Here is a 22,097-nt window from a genome sequence, read left to right on the forward strand (position 1 = left end):
GCTCAGCCCGTGTCCGCCGGTCCCCATTCATCGGCCTTGGCCCCGCACGGGGCTTTTGGCGGCTTTGATCTCTTCCAGGGTGGCCCAGCGGACCCTTTCCACCGCCACCTGAAACCGGAAGGATCGCCCCGCCAAGGGGTGGGCGAAGCTCACCCGCAGGCGATCCCCTTCCACGGCCAGAACGCGAAACGGACGGAGGCACCGGTTCTCATCCATGGTGTGGCGAAGGTCGCCCACTTCCACCGGCCCCTCCTCCACCACCTCCCGCCGGGAAACATGGGACTCTTCCTCGGACTCCCCAGCAAAACGGCCCGGCTCCAGTACCACCTCGACCGTCGCCCCCTCATCGACGCCCATCAAAGCCTCTTCCAGGCCGGGCAACAGTCTGTCATGTCCCATGATGACTTCCATCTTATAGGGCCCCCTGGGGTAGTGGAAGCCTTGGGAGTCCACGGGTTCCAGGGTATAGCGAAGTGTGACCATGGTGTTGGGCTGGATCTTCACGATACGATTCCCTCTGATTCGTCGCCTTTGTGAGCATTTCCGGGCTCGTCACTTCAGCGCAAGAAGTCCAAACTTAGGCGTCCCTGCAGGCTTTGCAAGGCGCACCGTCGGTTCCTCTGTTTCGAGACGGCGTGTCGTTTCGTGGCACGCAACCGTTCGCAAAGCAGGACGGGCTCATGAGCGCCCCGGAACGCTGACACCCAAAAAACCAACCGATTCTCCGGGGCTCGGCCGGCCCTTCGCCCGGTTCCAACCCCGCGCTCCGCCACCCACTCCGCGAACCGTCTTCACATTCAGGATCGTACAGTGGCCTTCCTTTGTCAAAGGAGGGCTTATTTTGTGAACAAAGACGCTTTTTTGCTTTAGTTGACAGCCCCTCTCCTTTTCTCTAAAGTGGGTCCCCAATCATGGAATTTTCAGTGAAGAACATGGGTTAGCTGTAGTAAAACTTTTTTTCGAAAGGACGCCCACGACCCAGGTTCCGGTGTCCTTGCCAGTCTTTGAGGGAGGCCATGAAACGCACAGGGGCGCAAATCTTTTTTGAATGCTTGAAGCGGGAAAACGTGGAGGTCATCTTCGGATTTCCCGGCGGTGCCGTGATCGACCTCTACCACGAAATGCCCAAGCATGACATTCGCCACATCCTGGTTCGCCACGAACAGGGCGCCGCCCACATGGCGGACGGCTATGCGCGGGCCACGGGCAAGGTGGGTGTCTGTCTGGTCACCTCCGGCCCTGGCGCCACCAACACGGTGACCGGGATCGCCACGGCCTATATGGATTCGGTACCCATGGTGGTTTTCACCGGCCAAGTACCCACGGCCCTGATTGGCAACGACGCCTTCCAGGAAGTGGATATCGTGGGGATTACGCGCCCGTGTACCAAGCACAATTACCTGGTGAAAGACGTACGGGATTTGGCCCGAGTGATTCGCGAAGCCTTCTACCTGGCGCGAACGGGCCGGCCGGGGCCGGTCCTGGTGGATCTGCCGAAGGATGTGATCCAGGCATCCACGGACTTCCGCTATCCCAAGCGGGTGCAACTGCCGGGTTACCGCCCCACCGTCGAGCCCCATGCGGGGCAGATCAATCGGGCCTGGGACCTGCTGCGAAAGGCGAAGCGGCCCGTCATCTATGCGGGAGGCGGTGTCATCAGCTCCAGTGCTCACCGGGAACTGACCCGGCTGGCGGAAGCCTTGCAAGCCCCGGTCACCACCACCCTCATGGGCTTGGGCGGTTTTCCGGCCGTGGTTCGCAATGACAAGGGCCAACGGGAATTGCACCCCCTGTGGCTCGGGATGCTCGGTATGCACGGCACCTTTCGGGCCAACATGGCCGTTCAAAACTGCGACGTGCTCTTTGCCGTGGGCGCCCGCTTCGATGACCGCGTGACGGGTAAGATTTCCGGCTTTGCGCCCAAGGCCAAGATCATCCACATCGACGTGGACCCCACCAGTATTTCCAAAAACGTGGTGGTGGACATCCCCATTGTGGGGGACTGCAAGGCCGCATTGCGAAAGCTCAATGACATCGCAAAACAAGAACCCCTTGAGAATGTGGATGACCTCCGGGCTCCCTGGCTCGAGCAGATACACCAATGGCGGGAAACCTACCCGCTGGCCTACAAGAAGGAAGGCAACGGCATCAAGCCCCAGTATGTGGTGGAAAAGATCTTCGAGTTGGCCGATGAGGAGACCATCATCACCACCGAAGTGGGCCAGAACCAGATGTGGGCGGCCCAGTATTACCACTTTGCCAAACCGCGCACGCTGCTCACCTCGGGCGGCTTGGGGACCATGGGCTATGGACTTCCGGCGGCCATCGGAGCCCAGGCGGCCTTTCCCGACCGGTTGGTGATCGATGTGGCCGGCGACGGCAGTATCCAGATGAACATCCAGGAACTCATTACCGCCGTGTGCAATGAGCTGCCCGTTAAGGTGGCGATTCTCAATAACCGCTATTTGGGCATGGTCCGTCAGTGGCAGGAGCTTTTCTACGACAAGAACTTCTGTGCCACCTGTCTGGATGCCTCACCGGACTTCGTGCGTTTGGCCGAAGCCTATGGGGCGGTGGGGCTTCGTGCCAAGAGCATGGAGGAGGTGGAGCCGGTTTTGCGTGAGGCCCTATCCGTTCAAAAGCCGGTTCTTATGGATTTTTGGGTCAGCCCCGAAGAGGGCGTCTACCCCATGGTCCCTGCAGGCAAGAACATTTCGGAGATGTTGCTGGTGTGACGATGGACAAAAAAAACGGACTGCGACATACCATTGGCGTGTTGGTGGAAAACCAGCCCGGCGTGCTCTCGCGCGTGGCGGGGCTTTTCAGCGGGCGGGGCTTCAACATCGAGTCCCTCACGGTGGCCGTGACCAATGAGCCGGGGCTTTCGCGCATCACCCTGGTGACATCCGGAGATCAGCATATCCTGGAACAGATCATCAAGCAGCTCAATAAGCTGATCAACGTGATCAAGGTGATCGACTTTCGCGATACCGAGTTTGTGGAGCGGGAGATGGCCCTGATTAAGGTGCGGGCCGAGCAGGCCACCCGGGCGGAGGTCTTGCGGATCGTCGATATCTTTCGGGCCAAGGTGGTGGACGTGAGTCCCCATTTCTTTACCATTGAAGTGACGGGAGACGATGGCAAGATCAACGCCATCCTGGAGCTCCTGGGACAGATCGGCATCGTGGAGGTGGCCCGAACCGGCAAGGCGGCCTTGGCCCGCGCCAAGAAGCGCTGAGCGCTCAGCGGACCGGATAGATTAGGGTCCCCTGTGGAGCAGATCATAGACCCCCGCCTCCGTGCAGGTGGGAAGGGCGCAGCCTTCCCACCCAAGGCGGGCGTTTTTTGCAACCATCCCCTGGGAAGGGAGACGTAGGAGGAGAGTGAATGCGGATTTTCTATGACGCGGATGCGGATGCGAAGGTGTTGCAGGGAAAAAAGGTGGCTGTGATCGGATACGGCAGTCAGGGGCACGCCCAGGCCCAGAATCTGCGCGACAGTGGCATGGACGTTATCGTGGGCCAACGGCCCGGGTCGGCGAACTACCAAAAGGCCGTGGAAGACGGTTTTGAGCCGGTGAGTGCGCGGGAGGCGGCCGAAGCGGCCGATGTGATCCAGATGCTGGTCCCCGACCACATTCAGGCTCAGCTCTACCGTGACGATGTGGCCCCTTTCATGAGTGCGGGAAAGACGCTCCTCTTTTCCCACGGGTTCAACATCCATTTTGGGCAAATTGTCCCCCCGGCGGATGTGGACGTGGTGATGGTGGCTCCCAAGGGCCCCGGTCACCTGGTGCGAAGCGAATACGTGCGGGGCGCCGGAGTTCCCGCTCTGGTGGCCGTCGAGCAGGACGCCACCGGCCAGGCCCTGCAGACCGCTCTGGCCTACGCCAAGGGCATCGGTGCCACCCGGGCGGGTGTTATGGAGACCACCTTTCAGGAAGAGACGGAAACGGACCTGTTCGGCGAACAGGCTGTTCTTTGCGGCGGCGTTTCGGAACTCATCAAGGCGGGGTTTGAGACCTTGGTGGAGGCCGGATACCAGCCGGAAATCGCCTTTTTCGAGTGCATGCATGAATTGAAGTTGATCGTGGATCTCATCTACCAAGGCGGCCTGTCCTACATGCGCTATTCCATCAGCGATACGGCCGAATACGGCGATTACACCCGGGGCCGGCGCATCATCACGGACGAAACGCGCAAGGAGATGAAGAAGATCCTTCGGGAGATCCAGACGGGCCAGTTCGCCCGAGAGTGGATCCTGGAAAACCAGGCGGGGACGGCCATGTTCCGGTCCATGCGCCGGCGGGAGCGCGCCCATCAGGTGGAAGAGGTGGGGGCGCGCCTTCGGGCCATGATGCCTTTCCTGGAGCCCAAGAAATTCGACTAAAGAGGATTTTCCAGTCATCAGAGGTCACCGCGGCAGCTGTTCGAGCAACAAAAACCTTGCAGCTCCCGCGGTGGTTTTGTATGGAGAACCGGCCCTCGGAGCTTTTCTGAGAACGCCCAGGTTGCTCCCTTCTTGTACGAACGGAAGGTTGGGACCACCAGGCGGGCCTGTGCTGCCAGCCGGGCCTTTAAGCAGGGGCGGGTTCCGAACCCGCCCCACCTAGGCTGCCCGAGAATTCCAAAAGCACCAGGGGGCCGGTAGAATTTCAACTGGTCAGAAAAGCCCAAAAGGAAGAGAGGCCATTATCAGAAAGCCTCCTGGTGAACCGGCTCGAAAGGAGCACGCCATTGCCCGGTAATGATTTCCGAAAGCGATCCCGGCACATTCCCTTTGCCCGCGAGGGGTTGCCCTATGTTTCGGCCGCCGGCTTCGCCACTCTGGTGAGTGCGGTGTCCCACTGGCATCCCGTCACGGTCATCTTGCTCACGGTGACCCTGCTCATGGTGCACTTCTTTCGTGACCCCGTGCGCTGGTCCAACGCCGAGGCGGGGGAGGTGATCTGTCCTGCGGACGGACGGATCATCGCCGTGGAAAAGCAAGAGGAAACGTGCTTTACCGACCGTCCCATGTGGAAGATCAGCATCTTCATGAATATCTTTGACGTGCATGTGAACCGGGTTCCGGTGAGCGGTCGCGTGGCCGGCCTCCATTATCGAAAAGGCCGATTCCTGGCGGCGAACAAGAAACGTGCTGGTCTGGAAAATGAACAAAACTGGCTCTGGATCCAGACGGATAGCGGCTCCGACGTGGTACTCACCCAGGTGGCCGGGCTCATTGCCCGACGCATTGTGTGCTGGCCCCGAGTGGGCGATTCGGTCCTGCGCGGAGAACGGTTCGGCATGATCCGTTTCGGTTCGCGTGTGGACGTCTATATTCCATTGGAGGGCGAGGTCCTGGTAACCAAAGGTCAGAAGGTCTTCGCCGGGGAGACGATTCTATGTCGCATTCAATGAACACCAACAGGAATCCGGCCAGGAAGAAGAAACGCAAACGCCGAAACCCGGAAGAGGAAACCTCCCGGGGTACTTACATCCTGCCCAATCTGTTCACCACGGGGAATCTGTTTGCGGGTTTTTACGGCATCGTGAGCAGCATCAACGGCCACTACTTTCATGCCGCCGTGGCCATTCTGGTCTCGTGTGTTTTCGACATCCTGGACGGGAAAGTGGCTCGCTTTGCAAAGGCCACCAGCCGCTTTGGAATCGAATACGATTCGTTGGCGGACCTGGTGGCCTTCGGCGTGGGGCCTGCGCTGCTCATCTACCTGTGGGCATTGCAGCCCTTTGGCCGACTGGGCTGGCTGGCGGGCTTTGTTTTCGTGGCCTGCGGAGCGCTGCGTTTGGCCCGCTTCAACGTCCAGGCAGGGCAGGGCCCTTCCAATTACTTCGTGGGACTGCCCATCCCCGGGGCCGCCTGCATGATCGCCACCACCGTCCTTTTTCTATTCAAGATCAAGGGCCAGAGCTACAACCCGACCCTCGTGATCTTCCTCCTGGAAGCCTACGTTTTGGGATTTCTCATGGTCAGCAACATTCCCTTCAACAGCTTCAAGGAAATGGAAGTGATCAAGGGAAAGCCGCTGCCCGCGCTTTTTGTGCTGGTCTTGCTTCTGACGGTTGTGGCCGCCAAGCCGCCGGTGATGCTCTTTCTCATGTTCAGCGCCTACGTACTTTCGGGGCCCGTCACCTACCTGGTGAAACGGTTCCGAAAAAAGCGGGCGCTGGAAACCGATGATGAGGGCGTCGCCGAAGGCCACTCGCCGCCCGCAGGGCTCCATTCCCAAAGCTGAATGGAAACAGGGTCCAGAGGCCCACGGTCCGGTCCACAGGCGGATCGGCCTTTGGGACGCCCCGAGGGCGGCGCTCGCCGCTTGCCACGCGGAACGACGCCCTTTGCACATCTTTTTTCTCTACGGACTGCTAGATGATGAGAGGATGAGCGACCATGTCCATGACGCTTGCCGAAAAGATCCTCGCCGCCCATGCCGGGCGCGAGCGCGTGGAACCCGGACAGCTACTGGAAGTCTCCGTGGACTTCTGCCTGGGAAATGACATCACCGCTCCCATCGCCATCCAGGCCTTTCGCGAGGCCGGGGTGGACAAGGTGTTCGACCCCGAGCGCATTGCGCTGATTCCGGACCATTTCGTTCCCAACAAGGACATCGCATCGGCCATGCAGGTGAAGATGCTGCGTGATTTCGCCCGAGAACAGGGCATTCCGCACTATTACGAAGTGGGACGTATGGGCATCGAACACGCGCTTCTTCCCGAACAGGGCCTGGTCCTTCCGGGTGATGTGGTCATCGGTGCCGACAGTCACACGTGCACCTACGGCGCTCTGGGGGCCTTCGCCACCGGCGTGGGGAGCACGGATCTGGCCGCCGCCATGGTTCTGGGTACCACGTGGTTCAAGGTGCCGGCCTCCATCAAGTTCGTCTACCACGGCCGGAGAAAGCCCTGGGTGGGAGGCAAGGACCTGATCCTCCATACCATTGGACAGATCGGGGTGGACGGGGCCCGTTACATGGCCATGGAGTTCACCGGACCGGTGGTGCAGGACCTGCCCATGAGCCACCGCATGACCATGTCCAACATGGCCATCGAGGCGGGAGCCAAGGTGGGCCTCATTGAACCCGATCAGATCACGCGTGACTATGTGGACGGAAGAGCCCAGCGCTCGTACGTCTTCCATCAAAGCGATCCGGACGCCCGGTATGAAGCGGTCTACGATTGGGACGTCTCTTCCCTGGATCCCATGGTGGCCCTGCCGCACCTTCCGGAAAACGTGAAACCGGTGACGGAACTTCCCGAGATCTCCATTGACCAGGTGGTGATCGGCAGTTGCACCAACGGCCGTCTGGACGATCTGCGGGAAGCAGCCGCGGTCCTTAAGGGCCACAAGGTGAGCGACCATGTTCGCTGCATCATCATTCCGGCAACCCAGCGCATCTATCGCCAAGCCATGCAGGAAGGCCTTCTGGAGATCTTCCTGGAAGCCAACGCGGCGGTGAGCACTCCCACGTGTGGACCCTGCCTGGGTGGACACATGGGGATTCTGGCCCAAGGAGAAAGGGCGGTGGCCACAACCAACCGCAATTTCGTGGGCCGAATGGGACATCCGGAAAGCGAGGTTTATCTCAGCTCGCCGGCGGTGGCGGCCGCTTCGGCCGTCCTTGGACGCATCGCTCACCCGGAAGAAGTACACTAAGCACCCACACGAAGGGGACTCACATGGGCTGTGCATGTTGCCATACCTCAAAGAAAGCCAACGTCTTGAGCGGTCGGACCTGGATCTTCGGCGACGATGTGGATACGGACGCCATCATCCCCGCCCGCTACCTGAACACCTCCGATCCCAAGGAGCTGGCGTTCCATTGCATGGAAGACGCCGATCCGACCTTTCCGTCCAAGGTGCAACCGGGCGACATCATCGTGGCCGGGAAAAACTTTGGTTGCGGCTCGTCACGCGAGCACGCTCCCATCGCCATCAAGGGGGCCGGGGTGGCCTGCGTGGTGGCCAAGAGCTTTGCGCGGATCTTCTACCGCAACGCCTTCAACATGGGACTCCCCATCCTGGAATGCCCCCAGGCGGTGGAAGATGTGAAAGAAGGCGATCAATTGGAAATCGATCTTGGCTCGGGGACCATCCAAAACCTTTCCACGGGACAGACCTATCAGGCCCAACCCATCCCTCCCTTCATGATGGAATTGTTGGAGGCGGGGGGGCTCATGGCTTATGTAAAAAAGCGCGTCCAGGCAGCCTGAGGCACGACTTGGGTGAGTGTGGATTGCCCGGCCAGGCCGCTGTGAGGGGTCCGGCGTGAGGCGTTCCTGTCTACGCTTCCGGACCCGAGCCATTGGCCGTGCATCGCTCGCCACGGCTTTCTTTTCAGGCCGCTGCGGCGCGCCATGATGCGCAATTCCATCATTGCCGCCGGCCCCCAAAGGGCTGGGCGCCGATTCATCTTCATGGACAAGAGGGGGAACAATGGCACAAAACGGTTATCGCGTGGCGGTGGTTGGAGCCACCGGAGCGGTGGGCACCACCATGGTTCGGGTGCTGGAGGAGCGACGATTCCCCGTAAGAGAACTGAAACTCCTGGCCTCGTCCCGTTCGGTGGGAAAGCAGATCTCCTTTCGCGGCGCCCAGGTGAGCGTGGAGGAGCTCACGGAAGATAGTTTTCAGGGGCTGGACGTGGCGCTCTTTTCCGCCGGGGCCTCGGTGAGTCGTCGGTTCGCCCCCATAGCCGCCCGTGTCGGCTGTGTGGTGGTGGACAATTCCAGCGCCTTTCGCATGGATCCGCACACCCCGCTGGTGGTTCCCGAAGTCAACCCGCACGCAGTGCGCCATCACCAGGGCATCATCGCCAATCCCAACTGCTCCACCATTCAAATGGTGGTGGCGCTCAAGCCCATCCAGGATGCGGTGGGCATCCAGCGCATTGTGGTGACCACCTTCCAGGCGGTGTCCGGAACCGGCATGAAGGCCATCCAAGAGCTGCGCCGGCAGGTGGAGGCCACGGTGAAAGGTGAGCCCCTGCCGCAGGAAGTCTATCCCCATCAGATCGCCTTCAACTGCCTGCCGCACATCGGATCCTTCCTCGATTCCGGTTATACGGAAGAGGAGATGAAGATGGTCAACGAGACCCGCAAGATCTTCGAGGATCCGGACATCCAGGTGTGCGCCACCACGGTGCGGGTGCCTGTCTATTATGGTCACAGTGAATCGGTGGCCGTGGAGATGCGCAAGCCCCTGGAGGTTCAAGACGCTGTGGCGCTCCTTTCCAAGGCCCAGGGGGTGCAGGTGGTGGACGATCCCCTGGCGGGCCGTTATCCCATGCCCCTGGATGCGGAAGGCCGCGATGAGACCTTTGTGGGGCGCATCCGCAAGGACATCTCCATACCAAACGGCTTGGTCTTCTGGGTGGTGGCCGACAACATCCGAAAGGGTGCCGCCACCAATGCGGTGCAGATCGCAGAGCTGTTGGTGCAAGAAGGGCTCCTCTAAGCCTGCGTGGATTGCTGGACGGAGGGAAAGGAGCGATCCGCCGTGCGCATCATCTCCGGGCGATTCCGCGGACGCCGCCTCTTCGCCCCCGCCTCCCGGCACGTGCGACCCACATCCGACCGGGTCCGAGAGGCGCTCTTTAGCATTGTGGGTTCCAGGGTCCAGGACGCCTCTGTCCTGGACCTTTTTGCTGGTACGGGAGCTTTGGGCCTGGAGGCCCTGAGCCGTGGAGCGGCCCAGGCGGTCTTTGTGGATAGCCATCCCAAGTCGGTGGAACTCATCCGCAGGAACATGGGGGCCTGCGGGCTGGATGACCAGAGCGCACGGGTCCTGTGCATGCCCGCCAAGGCCGCCGTGGAGCGTTTGCGAAAGGAAGGGCGGCACTTCCAGATCATCTTCATGGATCCGCCCTACGGAAAACATCTGGTTTCCGATACGCTGCCGCTGCTCATGGGAATCAGTCTTCCCGAAACCCTGGTGGTGGCTGAACACACTCCCTCAGAGGCCATGGCCCGCTCCTACCACGGCTGGAGCGTCCGGGATCAACGCCGATACGGCGATACGGCGATCACCTTCCTGGTCCGTGACTGAACCCGTAATGGACACACTTTTGACTTTCCTTGTCGATAACGTTATCTTCTGTGCCTTTCGTTCGCCTTGAGATATGGTTCATCCAACCACGAGGAGGGGTCATGGACAAGCTGGCCGTCTATCCCGGATCGTTCGATCCCATCACCAATGGACATCTGGATCTCCTGGAGCGCGCCCTCAAGATCTTCGACCACGTGATCATCGCTGTGGCCAGCAACCCTGCCAAACAGCCCTTGTTCTCTTTGGAAGAGCGCATGGATCTCATCCGCCGCTCTCTGCAGGGACACCCTTTGGAAAAGCGGGTCTCGGTGGACACCTTCGACGGCCTCCTGGTCAACTACGTGGACCGGGTGGGGGCCAAAGCCATCTTGCGAGGGCTCCGGGCCGTGAGCGACTTCGAATACGAATTCCAGATGGCCCTCATGAACCGCAAGCTCAACAACAACATCGAAACCCTCTACCTCATGACCGGCATGCGCTGGATCTACATCAGTTCCCGCATCATCAAGGAAGTGGTCATCTCCGGCGGGGACGTGCAAGGGCTGGTGCCCGAAGTGGTGGAGGAGCAGCTCAAGGCGCGCCTCCACGCCTGACGGGGATCCTCTTGGGGCCTGCTTTCCTCCTGAAAAATTGGGTAAGACGGGCCTGGAAGACTGCCCCAGAAGGCCCAGGTTCTTCACTTCCTGTGCGAACGGAAGGTTGGGGTACCAGAAGCGCCCGCCCTACGGGCCTGGCCTTGCGGCAGTAGGGGCGGGTTGGGAACCCGCCTCACCAAGGCTCGAAAAGGGACACAAGGCCCCGTGGCATTTCAAGCAGTTAGAAATCTCCCGAAAGGCTGAAACGCCCTTGTCGGACAGGCTCCTGGGCCCAGTGGGCGCTTCCAATCGCACGCGCTGCCCCATAGATCTTCTGTGGGAGCCCCGAAAGGCGCGCCCCCCATGGACGGCTGCCGGATGAGGGCCGGCGCAGACCCCGAGGGCATGGGGGAAGACAGCATGGCGGCTTTCGCCGCTTACACCGCCGGCCTTCCGCCAAAGCGGGCGTCCCGTGTCCGTCTCGTTTCCATGCGGTTATTGGGGTGAATCACCTGGCCTGATACCGGACCCCACGCCCATTCCCCAGCACCGGGCAGGGTCCAGAAGATCACGGATCGCGGCTCAGCCGCCGCGCAATCTCCAAAACGGTGCGGACATACGGGCGGCTGTTGTTGTAGCGCAAAAGAACCTTTTCCCGATGGGATCGCGAAGCGGAATCCTTCCAGCCATGGCTTTTCAGGTAGTTGGCGATGCTCATGAAGGCATCTTCCGGCGTGAAGAGATCCACCTGGCCGTCGCCGTCGCCGTCTGCTCCGTAGCGAAGCAGACTGGTGGGCATGAACTGAGCCCATCCAATGGCCCCCATGAAGGAGCCCTTCAAGCCGGAAACCTTCCGGTCTTGTTCCAGGAGCCTCACAAGAGCATCCAGTTCCGTCAAAGCCCAGTGCGCCCGGGAGATGAGCTTCTGGTCAAAGCGCCGCCGTCCCCATCTCTTGCGATCCTTGGCGGGTAGCATCCGCCACACCCGATCGCGATAGTCTTTGCGTTCCATGAGGGCGAAGGCCGCCAAGGAGGGCACCACGGGATGATTCCCCGTTTGGGTCCCCAGACGGGTCTCCACGAGCAGAATGGCCACCACCACCGATGGATCCACCCCATAGGCTGCCTGGGCCTGGCGAAGGGCCTCGTCGTAACGGCGCGAAAAGCGCCGCGCCTGGGCCAGCGCCTGGGGATCCAAAAAGCGGTCATAGGCCAGCTTCCCTTCTTGGATCCTCATGTAGAGCGCCACGTTCTTAAGCCTTGCGCCGCCCGATCCGGAAAAAAGCCGGTGCACCGCCTCGGGTGAGCGGCCGAAAGCCACCAGCCGCTCCTCCAGCCGTTCATAGCCGCCCGGCGTCCTGGCAGCTGGGGTGACGCCCGCCCACAGGGCGGCAAGAAGGCAGATTAAAAGGGCCCAGATGAGGCGACGCTTGTCGGTTCCTGGATTCATGGTTTATACAACCTCACTCGTTTGCACCGTTCCGGGCACATCCCCCACCAAGGGGACCTGGTTCGAAATTGGCCCGGATCATGTTATGAAAACAGGACCCTTTTGACAAACGTCATTCCATTCTCCCCGGCGACCGACGTATCCCGGCGCTCGGGGCTAACGATGCGGGAGGCACGCATGAGTTGGAGCCAGGCTTTTGAACGGCTGGAACACGCGGTGATCGACGAGATTCGAACCAAGGCGACCATCTACAGACACAAAGCCACGGGCGCTCGCGTTCTGAGCATGGAAAACGACGATGAGAACAAGGTCTTCGGCGTCACCTTCCGCACACCGCCTCAGGATGCCACGGGACTTCCTCACATCCTGGAACATTCCGTTCTGTGCGGTTCCCGCAAGTACCCCGTCAAGGAACCTTTCGTGGAGCTGCTCAAGGGATCCCTCCAGACCTTCCTCAACGCCTTCACCTATCCGGATAAGACCTGCTATCCGGTGGCCAGCCAGAATCACCAGGACTTCTACAACCTGATCGACGTTTACTTGGACGCCGTCTTCTACCCACGCATCACGCCGTGGATCTTCAAACAGGAAGGCTGGCACTATGAACTGGACAGCCCCCAAGCCCCTCTCACCTACAAGGGTGTGGTCTACAACGAGATGCGCGGGGCCTATTCATCTCCCGACCGTCTGGTGATCGAATACGCCCAGCACTCCCTCTTTCCCGACACTCCCTACGGCGTGGATTCCGGAGGCGATCCCAAGGTGATTCCTTCTCTCACCTATGAACAGTTCAAGGCGTTCCATGAAACCTTTTACCATCCTTCCAACGCCTGGTTCTTTTTCTATGGAGACGACGATCCCAATCGCCGGCTTCAGATCCTGGAAGAGTATCTGAAGGATTTCCAGGCCCGAAGGGTAAACAGCGCCATTCCCCGCCAGGCGCCCTTTCCTGAACCCAAAAGGCTCAGCCGGACCTACGCGGCGGGAGAAGCCGAGACGGCCAAATCCTTTGTGACCGTCAACTGGCTTCTGCCGGAGACGGAACCGCCGGAACTGAACCTGTCGCTTCACATTCTGGAGTACGCCCTATTGGGCATGCCGGCCTCACCCCTGAGAAAGGCCCTGATCGATTCCGGACTGGGAGAAGACCTGTGTGGTGTGGGGCTGGAAGGGGAGCTTCGCCAGATGATGTTTTCCACGGGGCTCCGCGGGGTTTCCCCAGACGCGACGGACAAGGTGGAACCCCTTATCCTGGACACCCTCCAAGATCTGGCCCGAAACGGCATTGCCAGGGAAACCGTGGAGGCCGCTGTCAACACCGTGGAATTTCGCCTTCGGGAGAACAACACCGGAAGTTACCCCAGGGGGCTGGCCTTGATGCTTCGGTCTCTTTCCACCTGGCTCTACGACGGAAACCCCTTGTCCCTCATCGCCTTCGAGAAACCCCTGGAAGAAGCCAAGCGCAAAATCCTGGAAATGCCCGGCTATCTGGAAGGCCTCTTGCAAACTCACTGGCTGGAAAATCCGCACCGTACCACGCTCATCCTGGAGCCGGACGCCGAGCTGGAACGACGCCGGGAAGAGGAGGAATCGCGAAGGCTACAGGCCATCAAGGAATCCCTGAGCCCGGAACAGATCCAGCAGATTGTGGAAGAGACCCGCCTGCTGCGGGAAATGCAGCAAAAGCCCGATCCCCCCGAAGCCCTGGCCACCATTCCCCGGCTGCGCCTGGAAGACCTGGACCCGAAAAACAAGACCATCCCCGCCCAAGAGGGGCGATTGGCCGGCGTTCCCGTACTGACCCACGACCTCTTCACGGGAGGAATCCTCTACCTGGATCTGGGCTTCGACCTGAAAGGCGTTCCCCAACGCCTCTTGCCCTACGTCCCCCTTTTCGCTAGGGCCCTCCTGGAGATGGGAACGGAAGAGGAAGACTATGTCTCCTTGACGCAGCGCATCAGCCGAACCACGGGCGGCATCTTCACTCAAGTAAGCACCAGCGCCTTTGCCGACGGCCGACAATTCGGCGCCTGGCTCTTTGTGCGCGGTAAGGCCATGGTTCGTCAGGCATCGGATCTGTGCCGGATTCTCCGAGATGTGCTCACCTCCATCCGGCTGGACAACCGGCCCCGCTTCAAACAGATGGTGCTGGAATCGAAGGCACGGCGCGAGGCACGCCTCATCCCGGAAGGACACCGCTTCGTGAGCCGCCGGCTGAAGGCCTCCCTGCATCCAGCCGATTGGGTGCTTGAAAAGATGAAAGGGGTGGATTCCATTCACTTCGTGCGGAACCTGGCGGACCGCGTGGATTCCAGTTGGCCGCAGGTCCTGGCGGATCTGGAAGAGCTTCGCCGCTCGCTTTTGGACCGATCCCGGCTTCGCGTCAATGTGACCCTGGATGAAGCCGCCTGGCGGTCCACGGCCTCCGTGGTGGAAGAATTGCTGGAGGCGGTGCCCGATCGTCGAGGCCCCGACGCGTCCTGGAATCCTGAACTGCTACCGGCTCATGAGGGACTGACCGTGCCGGCCCAGGTCCATTACGTGGCCAAGGGTGCCTGCCTTGCTTCCCACGGATTCCACTTCCATGGCTCGGCGTTGGTGGTTTCCCACTTCCTTCGAACGGCTTGGTTGTGGGATCAGATCCGCGTCCAGGGTGGGGCCTATGGCGCCTTCACCCAGTTGGACCGGTTTTCCGGAAACCTGGCCTTCGTTTCCTACCGGGACCCCAACCTGGAAAAGACCCTGGAAGTCTACGACCGAACGGCGGACTTTTTGCGCAATCTGGATCTGTCCGTGGAAGAACTGACCAAGAGCGTCATCGGCGTGATCGGCGATCTGGATCGCCATCTTCTGCCGGACGCCAAAGGCTTCACTTCCTTCATCCGGCATCTTACGGGAGATGACGACGAGCGGCGCCAGCAGTTGCGCCAAGAGGTGCTGGCCACCTCACCGGAAGACTTTCGCCGCTTTGCCGACGCCGTGGAAGTGCTTCGCCAAGAAGGCCGCGTGGCGATCCTGGGCCCGGAAGACGGCCTGCGGCGCCTGGGCGAGCGCCTGACGATCACCCGGGTGCTCTAAGCCGCACGGAACCACACCGGCCTCAGAAGGTGCACCTTCCAAGTGGTGAAGCCCGGCCCGATCGAGGACAACGCAACCCCTTTGAGGGGCCGCACCCATGGTGCAACGTTTCCAGGGGCTTTCCGACCGGCGTCCGGCGGCGCTGGATATAACCGGGTCCGGACCACGTCGCCAGGGCGCAAGGGGATCAACCGGCCTTTTGCCAAAAGCACCCGGCGTTACGACCGAACAGGCCATGGCATCCCTTCTTTCCGTCTTTTTCGGCAAAAAAGCGAACCGGGCCTGGATTGGCCTCCTCCAAGGTTGACACCCGGGAGTGGATGACATATCCTTATATGGCAATATAGGAGGAAAGAGCGCATGAAGGAATTCATTCGCGTCATGAAGGCGCTTTCCGACCCCAATCGCGTCAAGATCCTCAAGATGCTGTCGCAACGTCAACTGTGCGTGTGCGAGGTTCAGGCGGGACTCGGATTGGCCCAGCCCACCGTGTCGAAGCACCTCAAGATCCTGGAAGACGCCGGGCTGGTCCAAAAGACCAAGGAGGGCCTGTGGGTCAACTACCGGCTCAGCGACGGGGAAGCCAGCCCCTACGCCGCCACGCTGCTGGGAAATCTCAAACACTGGCTCAACGACGATCCCGAAATCCGTGCCCTGCTGAAACAGGTGCCTCAGCTGGATCGGGACACCATCTGCTCCCGGCAATGAGGGTCCCATGGCAAAGGTGCGATCCTTAAACGTGGCCGGTCGGAAAGTGGGCGTGGTGGGATTGGATGAGCTCTTGGAAGCCCAGGGAAAGGAACTGGCGAGCCTTCCCGCCCCAACCGCCAGACAGAGACTGCTGGAGGAGCTTTCCCGTCAAAACTATATTCCCGCGGCTGCCCGGCAAGCCTATGCGGACGCCTTCTACCGGGAACTTCTGCGCCATGCCGGCTTGCCGGTCCCGGACGAGGCTCGGGAGGAATCCTCCGTGCTCATCTTGGGCCCCGGTTGTGCCCAGTGCGATGCGTCGGAACGCACGGTCATGGAGATCCTCAGCGCGGAGCAGCTTCAGGTGTCTGTGGACCACGTTCGCGATCCGGTGGCCATTGCGGAGATGGGGGTGGTGGCGGTTCCCGCTCTTTTGGTGGGCCAACGCGTTCTTTTTGCGGGGCGGATTCCGCCCAAGGCAAAGCTTAGGAATCTACTTCTTTCGGCCCTTCGTTCGCCCGCGTCCAGTGGGGACGAACGATGATTCCACTCAAGAGGAGGTTACGATGGATATCAAGGTACTAGGACCCGGTTGCAAGAAGTGCCAGCAGACGGAGACGATCGTGAAGGAAGCCGTGGCCGAGGCCGGTGTGACCGCCCAGATAGGGCATGTTACCGATGCCATGGAGATTGCCGGCTACGGTGTTTTCGGAACCCCGGCCGTGGTGATCGACGGCGAGGTCAAAAGTGTCGGCAAGGTGCCCAAGAAGGAGGAAGTGATCGGGTGGCTCAAGAACGCGTAGGGAGCCGTCTCAAAGGGCCCCAATGCATGCTTTTGGGTTAGACGGCTCGGAACCCAGGGCCGGCCGAAGGTGTCAAAAGGGCCGGCCATGGATGAGGGCGTGGGCTCGGTCTTTCCACCTTTGGAAAAGAGACCAACGGTTCAGCGCCGCGCCAAGTTCACCACTTACCTGGGAGGGAATCATAGCTATGGCTGAAAGTTGTTGCGCAACCGCGAAATCGTCCGCAGGCAATGTGATGATCCTTTCCTGCTCGGGAGGATCCAATGTGGGACAGCTTGCCAATCAGGCGGCGGTGGAGCTCACACGGGAAGGCTTTGGGAAGATGTTCTGCCTGGCCGGCATCGGCGGCCATCTTTCCGGTTTCGTTCAATCGGCCCGGGACGTACCGGCCATGGTGGCCGTCGACGGCTGTTCCGTCGGATGTGCCAAGGCCATTCTGGAACACGCGGAGGTGCCCCTCAAGGCTTACCTGGTGCTCACGGACCTGGGAATCGAGAAGAACAAGAAGTTCGATCTGGAGCGGGGTACCATCGACGCCGTCAAGGACGCCGTGAAGAAAGCCTGCAAGGATCTTCCCACCGAGGCACTGAGCCAAGAAGTGTGCTGCAGCTGACCCTCGCATCTTGTACGGTCTGTTCCATTGGACGGTGCCTCGCTCGGAACCCGAACGAAGGTCGGGGAAAGACAATCCAGAACGCGGCCCGGCGATCCCGAAGGGATCTCCGGGACCGCACGAAAGCGAGGTGGCCCATGCTGCTCACAAGCTATCGAAAAGAAGTTTTTCGCCCCGAATGCAATCCCACGTTTCAGTCCGTCCACTGCATCGCCCATCTGGATCAGGACGTGTGTGAGGTGATCCCATACCTGAATGCGGTTTTGGGCGGATCCCAGTTCACCCGCGAACCACCGTCCGTGACCTTCAAGGCCCATGGCAAGCTCATCACGGTCCATCCCCGCCAGATCGCCATCAACGCCCTGAAGGACCCGGAAGAAGCGGATCACATCCTGAACTGGCTCAAGGAAGAGATCAATCGCATCTGGGAAAACCGGGCGGACATCACCCCCAAATACGAGCCGATTCGAAAGCCGCAGGTCTTTACCATCCTGAAGCGCCTGCCCAAAACCAACTGCAAGGACTGCGGCTCTCCCACGTGCACGGTCTTCGCCGTTCAAGTGGCGGAAGGGGGAAAGGATCCGCAGGATTGCCCGCATCTTTCCCCGGAAGATCTTCAGGCCCTGAACGCCTACTTGGAGCCCTTCGACAGGAACGGATGATCAGAGAAACAAGGCTGGAGACGATAGATGAGCGATCGGAAGCGGATTCTCTATTTGTGTACGGGCAATTCATGTCGCAGTCAGATGGCGGAAGCCTGGACCCGGGCGATTCATGGAGACCGCTATGAGGTGTTTTCCGCCGGTGTGGAGCCCAAGACCGTGGACCCACGAGCGGCTCGGGTCATGGAAGAGGCCGGCGTCCCTCTCACCGGCCATCGGTCCAAAAGCATCGACGAGCTGCCCCAGGTGGATTTTCATTTCGTCATCACTTTGTGCAGTCACGCTCAGGAAACCTGTCCCTATTTTCCCGCCTCCACGCAGCGCCTGCACGTCCCCTTCGATGATCCCCCTCGGCTGGCCCAAGACGCCGCATCGGAAGAGGAGGCCCTCCAACCGTATCGGCGGGTCCGAGAGGAGATCCGAAAGTTCGTGGAAGAACTGAACCTGTAGAGATGCCAGGAAGGGCTGTGCGGTCTCGGTGCTCTCAGGAAGCCTCGGCGGAGAGCGTTGGAAACCCTACAAGGCATGGCAAGGCCGGCAGCACAAGCCCGCTTGAAAGTCCCAACCTTCCGGCCACACAACAAGGGAGCCAATTGGGGGTTCTCAGACAAGCCCCTTGGGCTCAGCCGTGTTCCTTGCGCTCGGAACAGGTCCCCCGGCGGGCAAGGAATACTATCTTTTTTAGCGGTTATGGGGTGTTAACTTCTTGAGGTCGTCCTGCCGGGGACAAACCACCGTTTGCCCCCGGCAAGAGAAGAGTGCGGCTCTGCTCGATACAGGCCGATCAGTGCACGGTCTGGCTTTCTTTCACTTCCTCGGCACCGTTTCTTTCAAAACGGGCCACCACGGCATCGGCCAGCGTCTCCACGGCTTTTCGGAATGGGGAATCCGATGCGGCGTCTTCCAGGATGGGACGCCCCTGATCGCCTCCCACCACCACCGCGGGATCGAAGGGAAGAGACCCCAGAAAGTCGATCTTCATGCGCTCGGCCGTCTTGGAGCCGCCGCCCGTGCGGAAAATGGGAATGAACTCATTGCAGTGCGGGCAATAAAGACCGGACATGTTTTCCACCAGCCCGGCGATATCCAGCTGGACCTTCTTGCAGAAATTGATGGATTTGCGAACATCCGCCAGAGCCACTTCCTGGGGCGTGGTGACGATGACGGCCTTGGCGTCCGGCATGATCCGCGCGATGCTCAGGGCCTCGTCGCCCGTTCCCGGAGGACAATCCACCACGAGAAAATCCAGGTCATTCCAGGTGCAGTCGCTGATGAACTGCTGGATAACGCCGTGCTTGATCGGGCCGCGCCAAATGATCGCCGAATCCGTATCCTCCAGCATGGATTCAATGGACACCACTTTGAAATTGGGGCTGTACTCATGGGGGAGGATCTCCTGGTCTTTGCTGATGCGCAAAAGACCGTGCAAGCCCAGCATCTTGGGGATGCTGGGCCCGTGCAGGTCGATGTCCATCAGACCGACGCGGTGGCCCTTTTGGGCCAAAGCCAAGGCGATGTAGACAGCCACACTGCTTTTGCCCACACCCCCCTTGCCACTCATGACGATGATCTTGTGCTTGATGCGCGACAGCTTGCACTCCAGAAGCTCATCTTTGGTGCCCTTGGAACGACGTTCACAGGTGGAACACGATTTTCCTTCGCAAGAACTCATGGGTGGTCTCCCTTCGCTCAGATAAAATTTCCCCTTTCGGTGGACGCTAAGGTAAAGAGCTACCAATCGGTTGTCAACTGACAGGACAGAACGGATGCTCTTGCAGACAGGACAAGGAGGGGACGTGGTGAAGGAATCCAGCCTGAAGGCACGAACGAAGCAGACCGCCGCCCAACTCTTTTCCGGCCCCGTGGACGTGGAGGTGCCCTATCACCTGTGGAAGGAATTCGACCCCGAGCTGGCCCGGGATTTATCGCTTTTCATCACGGGCAACCTCTATTCCCGCACGGTGCTTTCCCTTCCGGAAAGACAGGTGGTGGCGGTTTCGGCCCTGGCGGCCTTGGGGCGGACCGAGGAGCTTCGCATCCACCTGCACGGTGCCTTGAATGTGGGGGTGTCGTGGAAGACCTGCGCCGAGGCCATCTTTCAAGTGGGGGTCTATGCAGGGTTTCCGGTGGTCAATGCGGCCCTCGCCACTCTCAAATCCGTGCTCCAGGAACGGGGCCAGTGGCCCCCGGCCCAGCCGGTATCGGATAAACCTCTTGCATAAGCCCCACCGGATTACTAATGTCTATCATGTCGTGTGGGCCTTCGAAACGACGGCTTGAGACAATCATCCGGTGGAGGTGAGAGAGGATGCCCATTTTTGAGTATCGCTGTCAGAAGTGTGGTCATGAGTTCGAAACATTCGTGTGGTCTTCGCGGGACGAGGAGACGTTGCGTTGTCCCAAATGCGAAGCCGAGGAAGTGACCAAGCTGCTGTCGTCTTTCAGCAGCAAGGGTTCTCTGGGCAGCGCACTGAGTTCCGGCTGCGGAACCGGGGGCTTGGGAGGTTTTGGCTGAGCCTGATGTGTGATGCCGATGGGTCATCGGCAACCGTCAAAGTGGAAGAATCGAGGTTCGCATGAGTCAGGACGCATGGTGGTTGATTGGAATCGTCGCTGTTTGGGTGATCTTGAACAAGTGGGTGCTTCCCAAGATGGGTGTCTCCACGTGAATGTCTCCCAGTTGCGAGATCGGCGATCCGCAGAAAAAGTAGGCAAAAGAAGAGCGGCGGCTCTTTGAGCCCTCCGCTCTTCTTTTCCGTAGAGATCAGGCCGGGTGCTTTGAAGACCCTTTCGGTTCCATGTGCGTCATCGGAGCTGCCATCGTTGTTTCCGACGGCGCTTGGCCCGGGCCCGGATCCACACCAGGCCGACCAGAACCGCCATCAGGGCAACGCCTCCAGCCGCCTTCCACCACCGAGCCAACCCGTTTAGACGCATCAGCAGCAGGGAATGCCACAGCCTTTTGAGCAGCCCGCCGGCGGGCACCGGCTGGCGGTTGATCAGCTCTACCCGAGCAAGAATTTCATCGCCGGATTTGAGCAGCGTCTCTCCCTGCACCTGGCCCGCTTCGAGCGGAGCGGTGACCGATTCCGGAACTTTCAGTTCCCACCGTAGTCCCTGCCGCAACTCCTTTTTCAAGACAATGGGGCGGCTGGTCTTGGGATAAAGCGACACTTCATCCACGGCTCCCTTCCAGACCCGCAGGACCGCCAAGGGCGAAGCCGGATCCGGCGGAGCCACCAAGACGTACTGACGAAAGCCGTAATTGAGAAGCTTGTGGGCTTCCCGTTCTCGCGTTGCCGGAGAAGCGGCCCCCATCACCACGGCCAGCAACCGCATGCCGTCGCGTCGAGCGGTTGCGGCCAGGTGGTATCCGGCGGATGCCACATAGCCCGTCTTGAGCCCGTCCACGCTGGCGTCCTTGAGGAGCAACCGGTTTCTATTGGGCTGTGTGATCCCGTTGTAGGTATATTCGGTCATGGAATGATACCGAAGGGCGTTCGGGAACCGTTGGATGTAGGCGCGGGCCAGGGTCGCCATGTCCCGCGCCGTGGTGAGCTGTCCGTCGGCCGGAAGACCGTTGGGATTTTCGAAATGGCTGTGTGCCATGCCCAGTTCGCGGGCCTTTCGGTTCATGGCTTCCACGAAAGCATCCACCGATCCGTACAGGTGCTCGGCCACGGCCACGCACGCATCGTTTCCCGATACCACGGCGATGCCCTTGATCAGTTCCTCCAGGGGAACCTTGTCCCCCACCTCGATGAACATCCTGGATCCGCCTGTGCGCCACGCCTTCTCACTCACCCAGACCTGGTCGTCCAGCCGGGCATGTCCCTCTTCCAGGGCTTCAAAGACGAGATAGAGCGTGAGCATCTTGGTGAAGGAAGCCGGGGCGATGGGCTCGTCCGCGTTCTGTGTAAAGAGCACCTCGCCGGTGGCCACCTCTTCCAACATCGCCGAGCGGGCCTCCACCTTCAAGGCGGTCTGCGCCCGGCCGGAACTCACGCCCAACACGAGGACCACGCAGGCTACGATCGTCCACCGAAAAAACGCCAGGGTTGACTTCCCCCGGGCCTTGTCAATCCATCGGTCACCAGCCATGCCATCGACCCCTTTCAGTAGCAGGCAAGATCTCCACCCCAATTCGAGTCCGCTTCTCTCGGCCACCGGGAACGGGAG

23 protein-coding genes are annotated in these 22,097 nt (G+C 60.3%); 19 read left to right on the top strand and 4 right to left on the bottom strand.

Features of this window, described 5'->3' with window-relative positions:
* Positions 1 to 27 precede the first annotated feature (27 nt).
* Positions 28 to 504: an FKBP-type peptidyl-prolyl cis-trans isomerase gene (locus B9A12_RS09530; RefSeq protein WP_084057654.1), complete on the bottom strand. Its 477-nt coding sequence runs from the start codon at positions 502 to 504 to the stop codon at positions 28 to 30.
* A 512-nt stretch (positions 505 to 1,016) separates the two neighbouring features.
* On the opposite strand from B9A12_RS09530, the gene ilvB reads away from it, so the two are divergent.
* The 10 genes from ilvB (at position 1,017) to coaD (ending at position 10,640) form a co-directional block, all read left to right on the top strand.
* Entirely contained in the window at positions 1,017 to 2,735 is a 1,719-nt protein-coding gene (ilvB, locus tag B9A12_RS09535; RefSeq protein WP_084057655.1) for a biosynthetic-type acetolactate synthase large subunit, read from the top strand.
* 20 nt (positions 2,736 to 2,755) lie between these two features.
* Positions 2,756 to 3,238, top strand: a complete 483-nt coding sequence (ilvN, locus tag B9A12_RS09540; RefSeq protein WP_084057716.1) for an acetolactate synthase small subunit — start codon at positions 2,756 to 2,758, stop codon at positions 3,236 to 3,238.
* 149 nt (positions 3,239 to 3,387) lie between these two features.
* Complete coding sequence (gene ilvC, locus B9A12_RS09545) at positions 3,388 to 4,389, top strand: ketol-acid reductoisomerase (RefSeq protein ID WP_084057656.1); 1,002 nt, start codon at positions 3,388 to 3,390, stop codon at positions 4,387 to 4,389.
* A gap of 347 nt (positions 4,390 to 4,736) precedes the next feature.
* Positions 4,737 to 5,402 carry a phosphatidylserine decarboxylase family protein gene (locus tag B9A12_RS09550; RefSeq protein WP_084057657.1) on the top strand — a complete coding sequence of 222 codons (666 nt, stop codon included), beginning with the start codon at positions 4,737 to 4,739 and terminating at the stop codon, positions 5,400 to 5,402.
* Positions 5,387 to 6,238 carry a CDP-diacylglycerol--serine O-phosphatidyltransferase gene (gene pssA / locus B9A12_RS09555; protein WP_245802407.1) on the top strand — a complete coding sequence of 284 codons (852 nt, stop codon included), beginning with the start codon at positions 5,387 to 5,389 and terminating at the stop codon, positions 6,236 to 6,238. Before B9A12_RS09550 ends, pssA begins: the two co-directional genes overlap by 16 nt.
* A gap of 155 nt (positions 6,239 to 6,393) precedes the next feature.
* Positions 6,394 to 7,656 carry a 3-isopropylmalate dehydratase large subunit gene (gene leuC / locus B9A12_RS09560; RefSeq protein ID WP_084057659.1) on the top strand — a complete coding sequence of 421 codons (1,263 nt, stop codon included), beginning with the start codon at positions 6,394 to 6,396 and terminating at the stop codon, positions 7,654 to 7,656.
* 23 nt (positions 7,657 to 7,679) lie between these two features.
* Entirely contained in the window at positions 7,680 to 8,213 is a 534-nt protein-coding gene (gene leuD, locus B9A12_RS09565) for a 3-isopropylmalate dehydratase small subunit (RefSeq protein WP_084057660.1), read from the top strand.
* A gap of 223 nt (positions 8,214 to 8,436) precedes the next feature.
* The gene (locus tag B9A12_RS09570) at positions 8,437 to 9,456 is read left to right on the top strand and encodes an aspartate-semialdehyde dehydrogenase (protein ID WP_084057661.1); all 1,020 of its coding nucleotides are present in this window, start codon (positions 8,437 to 8,439) and stop codon (positions 9,454 to 9,456) included.
* 42 nt (positions 9,457 to 9,498) lie between these two features.
* A complete protein-coding gene (gene rsmD, locus B9A12_RS09575) occupies positions 9,499 to 10,047 on the top strand; it encodes a 16S rRNA (guanine(966)-N(2))-methyltransferase RsmD (RefSeq protein ID WP_084057662.1) in 549 nt (182 codons plus the stop codon).
* A 101-nt stretch (positions 10,048 to 10,148) separates the two neighbouring features.
* Positions 10,149 to 10,640, top strand: coding sequence for a pantetheine-phosphate adenylyltransferase (gene coaD / locus B9A12_RS09580; protein ID WP_084057663.1), 492 nt, complete (start codon positions 10,149 to 10,151; stop codon positions 10,638 to 10,640).
* A gap of 550 nt (positions 10,641 to 11,190) precedes the next feature.
* Here the strand turns inward: coaD and B9A12_RS09585 are convergent.
* A complete protein-coding gene (locus B9A12_RS09585; RefSeq protein ID WP_084057664.1) occupies positions 11,191 to 12,072 on the bottom strand; it encodes a lytic murein transglycosylase in 882 nt (293 codons plus the stop codon).
* 177 nt (positions 12,073 to 12,249) lie between these two features.
* Between B9A12_RS09585 and B9A12_RS09590 the strand changes: the two genes are divergently transcribed.
* The 7 genes from B9A12_RS09590 to B9A12_RS09620 all read left to right on the top strand — a co-directional run bounded on the left by B9A12_RS09590 (position 12,250) and on the right by B9A12_RS09620 (position 18,368).
* A complete protein-coding gene (locus tag B9A12_RS09590; RefSeq protein ID WP_084057665.1) occupies positions 12,250 to 15,150 on the top strand; it encodes an insulinase family protein in 2,901 nt (966 codons plus the stop codon).
* A gap of 360 nt (positions 15,151 to 15,510) precedes the next feature.
* On the top strand, positions 15,511 to 15,858 hold the full coding sequence (locus tag B9A12_RS09595) for an ArsR/SmtB family transcription factor (protein WP_084057666.1): 348 nt from the start codon (positions 15,511 to 15,513) through the stop codon (positions 15,856 to 15,858).
* A 7-nt stretch (positions 15,859 to 15,865) separates the two neighbouring features.
* Complete coding sequence (locus tag B9A12_RS09600) at positions 15,866 to 16,384, top strand: thioredoxin family protein (RefSeq protein WP_084057667.1); 519 nt, start codon at positions 15,866 to 15,868, stop codon at positions 16,382 to 16,384.
* 22 nt (positions 16,385 to 16,406) lie between these two features.
* Positions 16,407 to 16,643: a thioredoxin family protein gene (locus tag B9A12_RS09605; RefSeq protein ID WP_084057668.1), complete on the top strand. Its 237-nt coding sequence runs from the start codon at positions 16,407 to 16,409 to the stop codon at positions 16,641 to 16,643.
* 235 nt (positions 16,644 to 16,878) lie between these two features.
* Positions 16,879 to 17,256: a putative zinc-binding protein gene (locus B9A12_RS09610; RefSeq protein WP_281247912.1), complete on the top strand. Its 378-nt coding sequence runs from the start codon at positions 16,879 to 16,881 to the stop codon at positions 17,254 to 17,256.
* Positions 17,257 to 17,393: 137 nt separating this feature from the next.
* A complete protein-coding gene (locus B9A12_RS09615; RefSeq protein WP_084057670.1) occupies positions 17,394 to 17,918 on the top strand; it encodes a (Fe-S)-binding protein in 525 nt (174 codons plus the stop codon).
* 27 nt (positions 17,919 to 17,945) lie between these two features.
* On the top strand, positions 17,946 to 18,368 hold the full coding sequence (locus B9A12_RS09620) for an arsenate reductase ArsC (protein ID WP_084057671.1): 423 nt from the start codon (positions 17,946 to 17,948) through the stop codon (positions 18,366 to 18,368).
* Between the two features lie 334 nt (positions 18,369 to 18,702).
* On the opposite strand, the gene B9A12_RS09625 is transcribed toward B9A12_RS09620, so the two are convergent.
* Complete coding sequence (locus tag B9A12_RS09625; RefSeq protein ID WP_084057672.1) at positions 18,703 to 19,590, bottom strand: Mrp/NBP35 family ATP-binding protein; 888 nt, start codon at positions 19,588 to 19,590, stop codon at positions 18,703 to 18,705.
* Positions 19,591 to 19,714: 124 nt separating this feature from the next.
* Between B9A12_RS09625 and B9A12_RS09630 the strand changes: the two genes are divergently transcribed.
* Both B9A12_RS09630 and B9A12_RS09635 read left to right on the top strand, forming a co-directional pair.
* Complete coding sequence (locus B9A12_RS09630; RefSeq protein WP_245802409.1) at positions 19,715 to 20,140, top strand: carboxymuconolactone decarboxylase family protein; 426 nt, start codon at positions 19,715 to 19,717, stop codon at positions 20,138 to 20,140.
* Positions 20,141 to 20,226: 86 nt separating this feature from the next.
* Positions 20,227 to 20,433 carry an FmdB family zinc ribbon protein gene (locus tag B9A12_RS09635; protein ID WP_084057674.1) on the top strand — a complete coding sequence of 69 codons (207 nt, stop codon included), beginning with the start codon at positions 20,227 to 20,229 and terminating at the stop codon, positions 20,431 to 20,433.
* A 290-nt stretch (positions 20,434 to 20,723) separates the two neighbouring features.
* On the opposite strand, the gene B9A12_RS09640 is transcribed toward B9A12_RS09635, so the two are convergent.
* Entirely contained in the window at positions 20,724 to 22,019 is a 1,296-nt protein-coding gene (locus B9A12_RS09640) for a D-alanyl-D-alanine carboxypeptidase family protein (RefSeq protein ID WP_084057675.1), read from the bottom strand.
* Positions 22,020 to 22,097 lie beyond the last annotated feature (78 nt).

It is taken from the genome of Desulfacinum hydrothermale DSM 13146 (assembly GCF_900176285.1).
In the GTDB taxonomy this organism is placed as follows: domain Bacteria; phylum Desulfobacterota; class Syntrophobacteria; order Syntrophobacterales; family DSM-9756; genus Desulfacinum; species Desulfacinum hydrothermale.

Coding starts and splice junctions, on each gene's coding strand:
- ilvB (WP_084057655.1), top strand. CDS start 1,017: ATGAAACGCACAGGGGCGCAAATCTTTTTTGAATGCTTGAAGCGGGAA.
- ilvC (WP_084057656.1), top strand. CDS start 3,388: ATGCGGATTTTCTATGACGCGGATGCGGATGCGAAGGTGTTGCAGGGA.
- pssA (WP_245802407.1), top strand. CDS start 5,387: ATGTCGCATTCAATGAACACCAACAGGAATCCGGCCAGGAAGAAGAAA.
- leuC (WP_084057659.1), top strand. CDS start 6,394: ATGTCCATGACGCTTGCCGAAAAGATCCTCGCCGCCCATGCCGGGCGC.
- leuD (WP_084057660.1), top strand. CDS start 7,680: ATGGGCTGTGCATGTTGCCATACCTCAAAGAAAGCCAACGTCTTGAGC.
- B9A12_RS09570 (WP_084057661.1), top strand. CDS start 8,437: ATGGCACAAAACGGTTATCGCGTGGCGGTGGTTGGAGCCACCGGAGCG.
- coaD (WP_084057663.1), top strand. CDS start 10,149: ATGGACAAGCTGGCCGTCTATCCCGGATCGTTCGATCCCATCACCAAT.
- B9A12_RS09585 (WP_084057664.1), bottom strand. CDS start 12,072: ATGAATCCAGGAACCGACAAGCGTCGCCTCATCTGGGCCCTTTTAATC.
- B9A12_RS09590 (WP_084057665.1), top strand. CDS start 12,250: ATGAGTTGGAGCCAGGCTTTTGAACGGCTGGAACACGCGGTGATCGAC.
- B9A12_RS09595 (WP_084057666.1), top strand. CDS start 15,511: ATGAAGGAATTCATTCGCGTCATGAAGGCGCTTTCCGACCCCAATCGC.
- B9A12_RS09600 (WP_084057667.1), top strand. CDS start 15,866: ATGGCAAAGGTGCGATCCTTAAACGTGGCCGGTCGGAAAGTGGGCGTG.
- B9A12_RS09605 (WP_084057668.1), top strand. CDS start 16,407: ATGGATATCAAGGTACTAGGACCCGGTTGCAAGAAGTGCCAGCAGACG.
- B9A12_RS09610 (WP_281247912.1), top strand. CDS start 16,879: ATGATCCTTTCCTGCTCGGGAGGATCCAATGTGGGACAGCTTGCCAAT.
- B9A12_RS09615 (WP_084057670.1), top strand. CDS start 17,394: ATGCTGCTCACAAGCTATCGAAAAGAAGTTTTTCGCCCCGAATGCAAT.
- B9A12_RS09620 (WP_084057671.1), top strand. CDS start 17,946: ATGAGCGATCGGAAGCGGATTCTCTATTTGTGTACGGGCAATTCATGT.
- B9A12_RS09625 (WP_084057672.1), bottom strand. CDS start 19,590: ATGAGTTCTTGCGAAGGAAAATCGTGTTCCACCTGTGAACGTCGTTCC.
- B9A12_RS09635 (WP_084057674.1), top strand. CDS start 20,227: ATGCCCATTTTTGAGTATCGCTGTCAGAAGTGTGGTCATGAGTTCGAA.
- B9A12_RS09640 (WP_084057675.1), bottom strand. CDS start 22,019: ATGGCTGGTGACCGATGGATTGACAAGGCCCGGGGGAAGTCAACCCTG.